The organism is Anabaenopsis sp. NIES-4685 (genome assembly GCF_059725405.1).
Genome location: NZ_AP043602.1, coordinates 1,803,881 through 1,816,874, shown reverse-complemented (window position 1 = coordinate 1,816,874; position 12,994 = coordinate 1,803,881). Strand labels below are relative to the sequence as shown.

General features: G+C 43.3%; 9 protein-coding genes and 1 pseudogene. 5 read left to right on the top strand and 5 right to left on the bottom strand.

The features are described 5' to 3' along the window. Nucleotides 1–72: 72 nt before the first annotated feature. The gene (locus AC6IZ0_RS07970; RefSeq protein ID WP_271732934.1) at nucleotides 73–441 is read right to left on the bottom strand and encodes a hypothetical protein; all 369 of its coding nucleotides are present in this window, start codon (nucleotides 439–441) and stop codon (nucleotides 73–75) included. A 594-nt stretch (nucleotides 442–1,035) separates the two neighbouring features. Here AC6IZ0_RS07970 and kdpA point away from each other — a divergent pair. From kdpA to kdpC, 3 genes and pseudogenes are all read left to right on the top strand, one after another. After that, a pseudogene (gene kdpA, locus AC6IZ0_RS07965) lies at nucleotides 1,036–2,738 on the top strand (potassium-transporting ATPase subunit KdpA). Between the two features lie 40 nt (nucleotides 2,739–2,778). Further along, complete coding sequence (gene kdpB / locus AC6IZ0_RS07960) at nucleotides 2,779–4,902, top strand: potassium-transporting ATPase subunit KdpB (protein ID WP_497725718.1); 2,124 nt, start codon at nucleotides 2,779–2,781, stop codon at nucleotides 4,900–4,902. 101 nt (nucleotides 4,903–5,003) lie between these two features. After that, the gene (kdpC, locus tag AC6IZ0_RS07955; RefSeq protein ID WP_497725717.1) at nucleotides 5,004–5,597 is read left to right on the top strand and encodes a K(+)-transporting ATPase subunit C; all 594 of its coding nucleotides are present in this window, start codon (nucleotides 5,004–5,006) and stop codon (nucleotides 5,595–5,597) included. Between the two features lie 106 nt (nucleotides 5,598–5,703). Here kdpC and rpsD read toward each other — a convergent pair whose 3' ends face one another. The 3 genes from rpsD to AC6IZ0_RS07940 all read right to left on the bottom strand — a co-directional run bounded on the left by rpsD (nucleotide 5,704) and on the right by AC6IZ0_RS07940 (nucleotide 7,237). Next, complete coding sequence (rpsD, locus tag AC6IZ0_RS07950; protein ID WP_271732942.1) at nucleotides 5,704–6,312, bottom strand: 30S ribosomal protein S4; 609 nt, start codon at nucleotides 6,310–6,312, stop codon at nucleotides 5,704–5,706. Between the two features lie 180 nt (nucleotides 6,313–6,492). Next, complete coding sequence (locus tag AC6IZ0_RS07945) at nucleotides 6,493–6,654, bottom strand: hypothetical protein (protein WP_497725716.1); 162 nt, start codon at nucleotides 6,652–6,654, stop codon at nucleotides 6,493–6,495. A gap of 424 nt (nucleotides 6,655–7,078) precedes the next feature. Further along, the gene (locus AC6IZ0_RS07940; protein ID WP_497725715.1) at nucleotides 7,079–7,237 is read right to left on the bottom strand and encodes a hypothetical protein; all 159 of its coding nucleotides are present in this window, start codon (nucleotides 7,235–7,237) and stop codon (nucleotides 7,079–7,081) included. 617 nt (nucleotides 7,238–7,854) lie between these two features. On the opposite strand from AC6IZ0_RS07940, the gene AC6IZ0_RS07935 reads away from it, so the two are divergent. Continuing rightward, the gene (locus AC6IZ0_RS07935; RefSeq protein WP_497725714.1) at nucleotides 7,855–7,986 is read left to right on the top strand and encodes a hypothetical protein; all 132 of its coding nucleotides are present in this window, start codon (nucleotides 7,855–7,857) and stop codon (nucleotides 7,984–7,986) included. A 562-nt stretch (nucleotides 7,987–8,548) separates the two neighbouring features. Beyond that, on the top strand, nucleotides 8,549–12,172 hold the full coding sequence (locus AC6IZ0_RS07930; RefSeq protein ID WP_497725713.1) for a GUN4 domain-containing protein: 3,624 nt from the start codon (nucleotides 8,549–8,551) through the stop codon (nucleotides 12,170–12,172). Between the two features lie 583 nt (nucleotides 12,173–12,755). Here the strand turns inward: AC6IZ0_RS07930 and AC6IZ0_RS07925 are convergent. Next, complete coding sequence (locus AC6IZ0_RS07925; RefSeq protein ID WP_497725712.1) at nucleotides 12,756–12,971, bottom strand: type I restriction enzyme subunit R domain-containing protein; 216 nt, start codon at nucleotides 12,969–12,971, stop codon at nucleotides 12,756–12,758. Nucleotides 12,972–12,994 lie beyond the last annotated feature (23 nt).

The window sequence follows — 12,994 nt, the reverse complement described above, 5'->3', positions numbered from 1 at the left end:
TGAAACTTTGAAAGATGTAGCAGTTATCAAACTGCTACACATGGGAGATATGGGGTAGGAAGTGTTTCAATACTAGATAAATTCTTCCCCAGTCCATACTTCATTGATGTGAGTCATCCAGGGTATACCTTCATTGACTGGAGAACTAACGCTAATTTTAGCTTGGTTGGCAAATCGTTTTAACTGGTTGGCTAAATAAGGAATAGTAGTCATGATGTGCTGATAACTTTTAATATCATGACAGACTAAAATTAACATGAGAATGCCGCTATTGACCTTGAAATACCAGTGACAGCTGGATAACAAAATGCGTACTGTAGGCTTACAAGCCAAGAAAAAGCTTTTTTTGGTAGCTTCTTCTAGTTGACTCAGCCAAATGCAGCTCATTTGCATTGTTTTTGGGGATGGCAAATCATCGGGAGATAAATATGGTTGATACATAGTAACTCTGGCATTATTCAAAAGATTAAAAACCTAAATCCTGCTGAATGATCTGTAAATAATTACCTAAAGACCAAATCCAGCCGGTAGGCTCCAGACTCCATGAACTTTTGATTTAAGCTCCGTTCACCCCTTTACAAACTTTATATAATCCATCAGATATTATTGCTAATTTTCCTCATATTTCCTTAGTGTTTAATCCATATAAGTTAATATTTTGAGGGAACACACCGAATAGGGAATAGGGAATTGGTGTGTACTTCATGAGCCTGAAAAAGGCTTTAATACTATTTTCATATGAATAGGTGGCTGAGTTGTTGTGGGGTGAGTATTTGCTCCTGTTCCTCCATCCAGACTTGAAGCTGTGGGGGGTTGAGACCCCTCATAGCTGGATGGGGGTGAGTGAGAAAAACAAGTTTTTTAATCTCCATATCAGAGTAGATTTTCAGTATTTTTGACGGAAACTTGAAAAAGAATATGAAAAATAGTAATAAGGGAGAAACTAAATCGTTTGGGGTTATATATTAAGAAACCGGGAGTATGGGTTTTATATGTATAAAATCTATCATTGAAATTGAGTTGGGTGCGAAATAGATGGGACAAAGTTTTTTGCAAATCGGCGTAACGCTGTGTATTGTGATAGCGATCGTGCCAGTTTTGGGAAGGTACATGGCGCGTGTTTTCCTGGGAGAAAGAACGCTGCTGGACCGGTTCATCAACCCTATAGAGCGTAGCTGCTTAGTTTTAATCGGTGTGGGTAGCAAAGATGATGCCTACGGCGGTAAGCCGCAGACGGTTGGGGAATATATTCGCGCAGTGCTGTACAGCAACCTGTGCATGGGTACTTTAGTATACCTGATAATATTCTATCAGAGATTACTACCTTGGAATCCCAATGATTTTGATGCGCCTAGCTGGGATATATTGCTGCACACAGTTGTTTCATTTGTGACTAATACTGGACAGCAACACTACACTGGTGAAACAACCTTAAGTTATTTTAGCCAAGTAGCAGCTTTAGGCTTTTTGATGTTTACCTCAGCCGCAACAGGTTTAGCGGTAGGAATTGCTTTTATTCGGGGGTTAACAGGCAAAAAATTAGGGAACTTTTACGTTGATGTCACTCGTGCCATCACGAGGATATTACTACCAATGTCAATTATAGGGGCGATCGCTCTAGTTTTCTGCGGTGTGCCGCAAACATTAGCTGGAACCCTGGTTGTAGAAACCTTAGAGGGAAGAACCCAATATATTGCTAGGGGCCAGTAGCCTCCTTTGAGATGATTAAAATGTTGGGTGATAACGGCGGCGGTTTTTTTGGCGTTAACTCAGCCCACCCCTATGAAAATCCCAATGGGGCTGCTAATTTAATCGAAACCATGGCCATGATTGCCATTCCTGCATCTTTAATTTACACCTATGGCATATTTGCCAAAAATATGAAACAGGCCTGGCTGCTGTTCTGGATGGGATTTGTAGCCTTGATGATTCTGATTTGGGTGACAGTAACCGGAGAACAACAGGGTAATCCCCTGGTAAATGGCACATTGGGAATAGAACAGCCGAATTTAGAGGGCAAAGAAATTCGATTGGGTTGGGTACAAACAGCAATCTGGGCAGTGATGACTACAGCCACCATGTGCGGTGCGGTGAACGGGATGCATGATTCATTGATGTCCGCAGGATTATTTTCCACTTTATCGAGCTTATTCCTGCGCATTATCTGGGGAGGTCAGGGAACTGGTACAGCTTACCTATTTACTTACCTAATTCTGACTCTGTTCTTAGTAGGGTTAATAGTGGGGCGCACTCCACAATTTTTAGGGCGGAAAATTGAAAGAAGAGAAATCATCCTTGCTAGTGTGGTGCTGCTGATTTATCCCATTGTGGTTTTAATTCCCAGTGCCATTACATTAGCTTATCCTCTTTCCCTGTCTGGAATTACTAACCCTGGATTTCACGGCATTTCCCAAGTAGTTTATGAATATGCGGCTGCTGGTGCCAATAATGGGTCTAGTTTACAGGGATTGGATAATAACACCCTGTGGTGGAATTTAAGTACCTGTTTAAGTATGTTTGCCGGGCGTTACATTCCGATTATTGCCATTTTGCTCTTAGCTGACGGTATATCTCGTAAACCAAAAGCAGTAGAAACCGCTATTACCCTCAAAACAGATTCGCTGTTATTTACCGCAGCGACGGCTGGATTAGTGGTGATTTTGGCAATGCTGGCTTTCTTTCCAGTATTGGCGTTGGGCCCGATTGCCGAGGGTTTCAAACTAGCTGCGGCTAGTTAGAAGATTGGTTATTAGTCAACATTTCCTGATATCAGATAAAATGAACGTTGCACCTACCTCTCAAGGTAAATCATCACGTTTTCGTCCTGGCGTGGAGGGAACTTTACCTAGTCATCGCCGCCCCACCCTTAAAAAAGCTAAGATAAATCGCAAAAAACTGTATATCAGAGCCATGAGGGATGCTTTGATCAAGCTGCATCCCGGGTATGCCGTCAAAAATCCAGTCATGTTTTTGGTTTGGCTGGGGACAGTTGTCACCCTCGTATTCACTATTGCGCCCAACTTATTGGGTCGATCCCCGGAAAATCACCCACGTATTTTTTACGGCTTGTTGACAGGAATTTGCTTTCTCACGGTTTGGCTGGCTAATTTTGCGGAAGCATTGGCACTGGGACGGGGGCAAGCCCAAGCAGATGTATTGCAAACTACAAAGTCAGAGGCGATCGCCAAAAAACTTGCTCCTGATGGCACAATTTGCCAAGTTCCTGCCACCAGTCTGAGAACAGGTGACACCATATATTTGGTAGCTGGGGATATGATTCCTGCCGATGGTAAAGTAATCATGGGTACGGCTTCGGTGGATGAATCAGTAATTACCGGTGAAACTGTACCAATACTGAAAGAATCAGGGACTAATGTTGCCAGTTCGGTGATCGGTGGTACCCATATCATCTCTGATGAACTGATTGTTAGCATTACATCTGACCCAGATCAAGGGTTTATTGACCGGATGATTGCTTTATTAGCAGGAACAAAACGCAGTAAAACACCGGGTGAAATCACCTTGATGATTTTCCTCGGTGTTTTGAGTTTAGTTGCTCTGTTAGTCGTGGCCACGTTGCCGGCATTTGCTTACTATGTGGGGAGTCCGGTCAGTGTACCTATTTTGATAGCCCTGTTGGTAGCGCTGATTCCCACCACCATGGGCGGATTATTCAATACCATTAGTATTGCTGCTATGAATGGGGTTGCCCAATTTAACATCATTGCCACCTCAGGAGAAGCCCTGGAAGCTTGTGCTGATATCACCACCCTGATTCTTGACAAAACAGGGACAATCACCTTTGGCAACCGCTTGGCACAGGAGTTTATTCCCCTCAATGGCCATTCATTAGAGGAGATGGCTAATATTGCTTTGGCTGCGAGCGTATTTGATGATACATCTGAAGGGAAATCAATTACCCGAGTGGCACAAAGCTTAGGCGGACAACTTGATTTTGACCTCAACCAAGCCCTAGGGGTTAAATTTTCTGAGGACACCCGCATGAGTGGCACAAACTTCGAGCGGGGACATAAAGCTCGCAAGGGAGCGGTAACAGCAATTAAAGAATTTATTCGTTTGGGTAATGGACAAGCACCTCCAGAATTGAATTCTGTCTGCGAAAAGATTTCCCAACAGGGAGGTACACCGCTGGCGGTTTGTCTAGATGAGGAAATTTATGGTGTGATTTACCTGAAAGACATAATTAAGCCGGGTATCTGCGAGGCTTGTCAGCAGTTAGGCTACATGGGTATCAATACTATATTACTGACTGGGGACAACCTGATTACGACATCTGTGATTGCCAACCTTGCAGGAGTTAATGACTTTGTTGGTGAAGCGACAGCAGAGGATAAAGTCAGTATTATCCACACAGAACAAACAGCAGGTAAAGTAGTAGCAATGATAGGAGACGGCTCTAATGATGCTGCTGCGCTCCTCAAAGCCAATGTCGGCGTGGTCATGAATACAGGTAGTCAAGCTGCTAAAGAAGCAGCCGATATCATAGATTTGGACTCTGACCCCACAAAGCTGATTGATCTAGTGAGCATTAGTCGGCAATTAGTAGTTACCCGTGGTGCTTTGACTACATTTTCCCTTGCGAATGATATTACTAAATACTTTCTAATTATCCCATTCATTTTTACCGCTGCTCATCTGCAGGGTTTAAATATCATGAATTTATCCAGCGCGAATTCGGCTGTCATATCCATACTGATTTATAATGCTGTGACGATTCCGGCTTTAATTCCCTTAGCTTTGAGAGGTGTACAGGTAAAATATCTGCAAACTAATCAACTGCTGCTGCGCCATCTGTTGATTTATGGTTTGGGTGGAATAATTGCACCTTTGCTTGCTATTAAATTCATAGATATGCTCATTGCAACCACCGGTTGGGGATAGAAAAGCCCAAGGTTCTGACCCTATGGAAAACCGCTCAGGGGTCTACATCTGTGGTCAATTAATTCTTTTCTGAACTAGAAACTCACCGCCGATAAATTTTTATGAATTTTATTCGTGAAACTATCACAGCTTTTCGCATGACCTTAGTGCTTTGGTTACTAACGGCAATCATCTATCCTCTGGGGATCTTGGTCATAGGTCAAGCCTTCTTTCCTTTTGAAGCCAATGGCAGCGTTATGGTAAATTTAGACACTCAACCAATTGGTTCAGCTTTGATTGGTCAGACATTCACATCTGAGGGTTATTTTCACGGTCGTCCCAGTAGTGTGAGATACAGCCAAGGAAAACAAGCCAGCCCCACTGGGATATCAGGAGGAAGTAATTTTGCTCCTAGCAACCCGGCACTGTTAGAGCGAATTTTGGAACGGGTTACTGAATTACAAGAGGAAAATATTCAACCGCTGGCTGATTTAATTTATGCTTCTGGTTCTGGCTTAGACCCACATATTTCTTTGAGAGCAGCCCGCCAACAGTTGAGCCGAGTGGCTCTCGCCCGGGATGTGAAAGAGGATGAAATAATACGTTTAATTAGCCGATATACTGATAATAGATTTTTGGGGGTTTTTGGGGAGCCGGGTGTCAATGTTTTGCGATTGAATTATGCCCTTGACTTACAAGAGATTAACTCTCAATAAAAATAGGTGATGGGTCATTGGTCAGCCCCTCTCCTTGATCGGGAAAGGGGCGGCGATGAGATTGGGTAATTGATTCAATCCGCAATCCAATGACTTGGGAAAATAATTAGGCTTGACGTGAGTAGTATTCCACCACGAGCAGCTCATTGACTTGTAATGCTACCCATTCTCGTTCAATAACGCCGTTAACCTTGCCAGTTAACTTAGCTTTGTCAAATTCCAGATGACTGGGGAGATTGGCTAATCCAGGATATTGCAAATTGGCTTCTACCAATTTCCGGGAAACTTCGCGGTCTCTGACTGCAACGACTTCCCCGGGACGACACTGATAACTAGCAATGTTGACTCTGCGACCGTTAACTGTTACGTGACCGTGATTTACCAGTTGGCGGGCGGCTGGAATGGTGGGAGCCATCCCCAAACGAAAAACGGTGTTGTCCAAGCGCATTTCTAGCAGTTGTAGCAGCACTTGTCCGGTGGAACCGGTGACGCGTCTAGCTTTACGCACATAGCGCAACAGTTGCTTTTCGGTTAAACCGTAGTTCATCCGAATCTTTTGCTTTTCTTCTAGACGAACTGCATACTCAGAGCGTTTTTTGCGGTTCTGACCATGCTGTCCTGGTGGATAGGCGCGTCTAGCACTTTTACGACTTAATCCTGGCAATTCGCCTAAGCGACGTACAATTCTGAGGCGTGGCCCTCTGTATCGGGACATGAGTTTCCTTAATCTATTCCTGTTAACTTTTAACTAGACATTGAATTTTGACACTTTCCTGATTATACATCAGGAAATTCCTGGCGATCTGAAACTGCTGAGGAAGTTATAGCCTTTGTCGATCTCATGAGTCAGTTCCTGGACTTCTCACATAATCAGAGATAATCTAGGATAATTTAGCTAGAAGTCGGGGATCTGTGTGACTAGAAGATCATGTATTGGATGGTCTTGACCGGATGCGATCGCGCGATCGCTGCTGCAAGCAGTTCGCCAAGCGCTGCTGTTAAAGGCGATCGCGAAGCGCTGCTGCTGTGGGTTGAAAAATTCCGTTTGATGCCACACGGGGAGCCGGGGGTTAGAAACCCCCGTCTCAAAGCTAAAGTCAGATAAATCTGACTAGAAGATCATGTATTGGATGGTGTTGACGGGATGCAATAGCCAAGCGCTGCTGTTAAAGGGTAAGGTCCCCGACTTCTTAGATAATTGGCATAATCTCATATAATTTGTCCAGAAGTCGGGGATCTGTGTGACACCGAAGATCATGTATTGGATGGTCTTGACGGGATGCGATAGCGCGATCGCTGCTGTTAAAGGCGATCGGTGTGGGTTGAAAAATTCCGTTTGATGCTACACGGGGAGCCGGGGGTGAGAAACCCCCGTCTCAAAGCTAAAGTCAGATAAATCTGACTAGAATATCATGTATTGGATGGTGTTGACGGGATGCAATAGCCAAGCGCTGCTGTTAAAGAGTAAGATCCCCGACTTCTTAGATAATTGGCATAATCTCATATAATCTTTCCAGAAGTCGGGGATCTGTGTGACACCGAAGATCATGTATTTGATTATCTTGACGGGATGCGATCGCGCGATCGCTGCTGTTAAAGAGTAAGATCCCCGACTTCTTAGATAATTGGCATAATCTCATATAATCTGTCCAGAAGTCGGGGATCTGTGTGACACCGAAGATCATGTATTGGATGGTCTTGACGGGATGCAATAGCGAAGCGCTGCTGTTAAAGGCGATCGCTGTGGGTTGAAAAATTCCGTTTGATGCTACACGGGGAGCCGGGGGTTAGAAACCCCCGTCTCAAAGCTCAAGTCAGATAAATCTGACTAGAAGATCATGTATTGGATGGTCTTGACGGGATGCGATAGCGCGATCGCTGCTGTTAAAGAGTAAGATCCCCGACTTCTTAGATAATTGGCATAATCTCATATAATTTGTCCAGAAGTCGGGGATCTGTGTGACACCGAAGATCATGTATTGGATGGTCTTGACGGGATGCGATAGCGCGATCGCTGCTGCAAGCAGTTCGCGCGATCGCTGTGGGTTGAAAAATTCCGTTTGATGCTACACGGGGAGCCGGGGGTTAGAAACCCCCGTCTCAAAGCTCAAGTCAGATAAATCTGACTAGAAGATCATGTATTGGATGGTCTTGACGGGATGCGATAGCGCGATCGCTGCTGTTAAAGAGTAAGATCCCCGACTTCTTAGATAATTGGCATAATCTCATATAATTTGTCCAGAAGTCGGGGATCTGTGTGACACCGAAGATCATGTATTTGATTATCTTGACGGGATGCGATAGCGCGATCGCGGTTGTTAAAGGCGATAGCGAAGCGCTGCTGCAAGCACATCGCGTAACACACAGGAAATTTACCCAGATATCATAAATATTGAACCCAGTACCGGCGAAATAGTTTTATATTCCCAAAAATCTATCTTTAGATAGATGACAAGATTGCCTAAATAGTCATACAGAGGCTTAGGTATCAAAAAAATATTTATTTACATATGATTTGAAATTAAATGTGATATTATCGGTCTAATTTGATTCAAAATACGTTAAATATCGACTAGTTTTCAGTAACATTGACCCTACGCACTGTTACTAGATTTATGGCTGCGCAGCAGTTGTAAATTCCAAATCATCCCACGGAATAAATGGTATAAATTATGGCAACTATTAAGCAAATTTTGCACGGATTCCCAGATGCTGCTACATCTAAACAGGATTTAGGTGTTAAGTAAGTTTGAGAGATAATTGTCAAATTTTGTGATCTGCTTGCTGTGTAGGTATTTCCAATGCTACCAGTCCATCAAAATAGTTACAAACTATTCATATTTGGTCGATTGTTGCTTAACAATTAAGATGGTAGATTCTACTCAAATATACCTGAATCGCCATCTGGGTAGGCAACCCACATAAAGTTAATTTTGTCAAGGATTATTAAGATGCACTTACCCTGGTTGAACTATATCCTCACCGGACATTCAGATTGGGTTTGGTCAGTAGCCTTCAGCCCGGATGGTCGCACCTTAACTTCTGGGAGTGATGATGGCACCATCAAACTGTGGGATGTCGCCACCGGGAGGTTAATCGCCACCCTCACCGGACATTCAAGTTTTGTTTATTCAGTAGCCTTCAGCCCGGATGGTCGCACCTTAGCTTCTGGGAGTGGGGATAGAACCATAAAACTGTGGGATGTCGCCACCGGGAGGTTAATCGCCACTCTCACCGGACATTCAGATGGGGTTTGGTCAGTAGCCTTCAGCCCGGATGGTCGCACCTTAGCTTCTGGGAGTGGGGATGAAACCATCAAACTGTGGGATGTAGCCACCGGGAGGTCAATCGCCACCCTCACGGGACATTCATATGGGTTTTTCTCAGTAGCCTTCAGCCCGGATGGTCGCACCTTAGCTTCTGGGAGTCGGGATAACACCATCAAACTGTGGGATGTAGCAACCCAAGGGTCAATCGCCACCCTTACGGGACATTCAGGTTCAGTTTGGTCACTAGCTTTCAGCCCGGATGGTCGCACCTTAGCCTCTGGGAGTGGGGATAAAACCATAAAACTGTGGGATGTAGCAACCCAAGGGTCAATCGCCACCCTCACGGGACATTCATGGTGGGTTTATTCAGTAGCCTTAAACCCGGATGGTCGCACCTTAGCCTCTGGGAGTTGGGATGGAACCATTAAATTGTGGGATGTCGCCACGGGGAGGTCAATCGCCACCCTCACGGGACATTCAGGTTCAGTTTGGTCACTAGCCTTCAGCCCGGATGGTCGCACCTTAGCCTCTGGGAGTGGGGATAGAACCATCAAGATTTGGCAAATGCGTTTAAAGTCTGACAACAATGATAAAGGTTATAAACAGGATGATGGTGATGAAGAGGATAAAAGTTATAAACAGGATGATGGTGATGAAGAGGATAAAAGTTATGAACAGGATGATGGTGATGAACAGGATGATGAAGAGGATAAAAGTTATGAAGAAGATGATGCTGATGAACAGGATGATGAAGAGGATAAAAGTTATGAAGAAGATGATGCTGATGAACAGGATGATGAAAAACCACCAGTTTTGTCACCGGAAGAAAGAAGAAGGATTAAAGAAGAAAATATTAACGATCTGCATATAACAGTAGTTCAAAATCCTGAATTATCTAAGCTAAAAAATGCAGCAAATAATGATGCTTGGGAATATTTAACAGAATGGATTGCTGAATCTATTTGTGATATTAATTTCCGCGCAGCTAGTAAATCAGTTACAAGATTAATCACAAGAGTCCGACATAAAAATCCCCGTGAAATAGCACACAAACTAATTATTCATAAATCCTTACAGGCAGCAGGATTAGAATTAATTAGAGATGTGGTAGCAACGGTTAATAATATTTTAGATGGATTAGGAGCGGAGGGGATTGATCTGCCAGAAATAGCCAAATTAGGGGCAGAGATGGTTTATCAAATCGCAGAGATTTATGGATTTAATATAGATGCTCCTGAAAGAAAACAAGAAGCTTTATTTATATTTGGCTTTATTTTCTCAGGAGAAAAAGTAATAGATATAGGAATAGATTGGTTAAAGTTGGGTTACATTAATAAACTCCTAAAAGTGGGCAGTAAAGCCTTAATGATTTATGGTCTAGGTCATGCGGCTTGTTTCTATTATGAATATAAAGATAAATTTAGTCTCATTCCTCCAGATAATTTACTTAATACATTGCGTCGAGAAAGAGATGATTACTTCCCCAATGATGTATCAGAAGCAACTGTCAAAGAAAAATTAAGACTAGAAATTTCCAATGCTTTCCCTGAAATTAACTATGAAGATTTAAAGTGTCTACTAGCAGAAAAAAAATGGAGAGAAGCAGATGCAGAAACAGAATATATAATTTCAGAGTTATTAAATAGAGAGATTAAAGACGACACTAGCAAGATATTTGCCAAAGATATCAATAAAATTGATCAGTTATGGTATCATTACAGTCAAGGTAAGTTTGGTTTCCAAGTCCAAAGAGATATTTTTCACCAATCTGATATCAATAAAAAAATTGGTAAGTTTGGAGAAGCATTAGGTTGGCGTGGAGAAGCATCTTTAGGTATTGGTGAGTTTAGTTGGAAAGACTATGATGAATTAGTTTTTGAACTTGATCAATCACCCAAAGGACATCTACCTGCTTTTTGGTTTTATAAATATGAAAAGCACAAATATTTTATTGTAAAATATTTGAAACCAATACTAGAAAGAGATGATTGGCACAATATAAAAGCTTTACCTTTATCTGAAGATGTCAAATTAGCACCAACACTTGATGATGGTGGGGTTAACTTACTTCTCCAAGCTTCAACCACAGATGAATCAGCCGATGTCAAAGATGATAAAGGTGATGAACAGGATCATGGTTATGAAGAGGATAATGGTTATGAAGATGTATCAGAAGCAACTGCCCAACAAAAATTAATAGCAGAAATTTCCATTGCTTCCTATAACGATACTGATCCCAAGGTTAGGATAAATGCGATATCCCAAGCCCTGAACTATGGGGACGATGGGGTTAACTTACTTCTCCAAGCTTCAACCACAGATGAATCAGCCGATGTCAAGGATGCGGCTTATAATCTCCTGTACTCTAAGTATGGCAAGTTAATTGAGTCTGTAAACGCTTATCAAGCACAAAAATCACTAACATCATGGGAGTTAGAATATACCCTCACCGGACATTCAGGGTCGGTTCGTTCAGTAGCCTTCAGCCCGGATGGTCGCACCTTAGCTTCTGCGAGTTGGCGAACCATCCAACTGTGGGATGTAGCAACCCAAGAGGAAATCGCCACTCTCACCGGACATTCATATGGGGTTTTGTCAGTAGCCTTCAGCCCGGATGGTCGCACCTTAGCTTCTGGGAGTGATGATGGCACCATAAAACTGTGGGATGTAGCAACCCAAGAGGAAATCGCTACTCTCACCGGACATTCAGGGTCGGTTCGTTCAGTAGCCTTCAGCCCGGATGGTCGCACCTTAGCTTCTGGGAGTAGGGATGAAACCATCAAACTGTGGGATGTAGCAACCCAAGGGTCAATCGCCACCCTCACCGGACATTCAAATTGGGTTCGTTTAGTAGCCTTCAGCCCGGATGGTCGCACCTTAGCTTCTGGGAGTAGGGATGAAACCATCAAACTGTGGGATGTAGCAACCCAAGGGTCAATCGCCACCCTCACCGGACATTCAAATTGGGTTCGTTCAGTAGCCTTCAGCCCGGATGGTCAAATCTTAGCTTCTGGGAGTAGGGATGAAACCATAAAACTGTGGGATGTAGCAACCCAAGGGTCAATCGCCACCCTCACCGGACATTCAAATTGGGTTCGTTCAGTAGCCTTCAGCCCGGATGGTCGCACCTTAGCTTCTGGGAGTGATGATGAAACTATCAAACTGTGGGATGTCGCCACCCAAGGGTCAATCGCCACCCTCACCGGACATTCATATGGGGTTTGGTCAGTAGCCTTCAGCTCGGATGGTCGCACCTTAGCCTCTGGGAGTGAGGATAGCACCATCAAGATTTGGCGAAGGCGTTAATTACAGCGCATTTCATCTGAGTAGGTACAAGGGCGGGCAGGATGCCCACCCCACAAGATTTATGATATTAAGGTGTGTACTTTATTTACTTGAAAAGTGCTGTAAGCTATAGAGATTCTCACAATAAAATCGCAAAAAAGGCACGGAAGCCAGGCTTTAGACAGTGAGGGAAGCGATCGCTTACAACAGTCTGGTAATTTCCTGGGGCGAAATTTCCCGCCTAGCAGCTCAAAACCAACCAGAGGCGCAACAAGGACAATTGTTTTAACCACCTTATACATATCCCCCACTTCTCGACAAAATTAAAACTAATTCAACACCCCCATATATAGCCTATCTATTACCCGGATCTTTCTTAACATTCTTGAGAGCGATCGCTCGCAAACCCCCAAACCTTAATCCTCCGTTGATGATTCTCAAGAAAATAAGGGTTTTATCAAGAGTAGGGAAATTTTCAAGCGTTGAAACCATTACCACATAAATGTTTCAAGATTATTAAGAAAGATGTGGGTAATGCATAGCTTTGTCACGGGAGGGGTTGGGGATCGCATATTTTCTGTAGCTAACAAAGTAATTAAAAAAATTAAACTACCCAGTTTGCCCCTCTAACGCGATTCGCACGGGCTATAGTTTGCATTAGTGTGTGATCTTTCATGGGTTTATCTAGGTAAATAGTAGATAAAGTTGGTACATCAAAACCTGTTAACCACATGGCACAAACAAACACTAAACGCAGGGGATTTTCTCGATCTTTAAATTGATATTCGATATCATGACCTTGAGCATCAAGGGTATTCATTATGTACAAATTTTAACAGTGGG

Bases quoted from the DNA above. Each gene is read 5' to 3' on its own strand.
- AC6IZ0_RS07925 (WP_497725712.1), bottom strand. From the start codon at position 12,971: ATGAATACCCTTGATGCTCAAGGTCATGATATCGAATATCAATTTAAA.
- kdpB (WP_497725718.1), top strand. From the start codon at position 2,779: ATGAACGTTGCACCTACCTCTCAAGGTAAATCATCACGTTTTCGTCCT.
- kdpC (WP_497725717.1), top strand. From the start codon at position 5,004: ATGAATTTTATTCGTGAAACTATCACAGCTTTTCGCATGACCTTAGTG.
- rpsD (WP_271732942.1), bottom strand. From the start codon at position 6,312: ATGTCCCGATACAGAGGGCCACGCCTCAGAATTGTACGTCGCTTAGGC.
- AC6IZ0_RS07970 (WP_271732934.1), bottom strand. From the start codon at position 441: ATGTATCAACCATATTTATCTCCCGATGATTTGCCATCCCCAAAAACA.
- AC6IZ0_RS07930 (WP_497725713.1), top strand. From the start codon at position 8,549: ATGCACTTACCCTGGTTGAACTATATCCTCACCGGACATTCAGATTGG.
- AC6IZ0_RS07940 (WP_497725715.1), bottom strand. From the start codon at position 7,237: ATGAGATTATGCCAATTATCTAAGAAGTCGGGGATCTTACTCTTTAAC.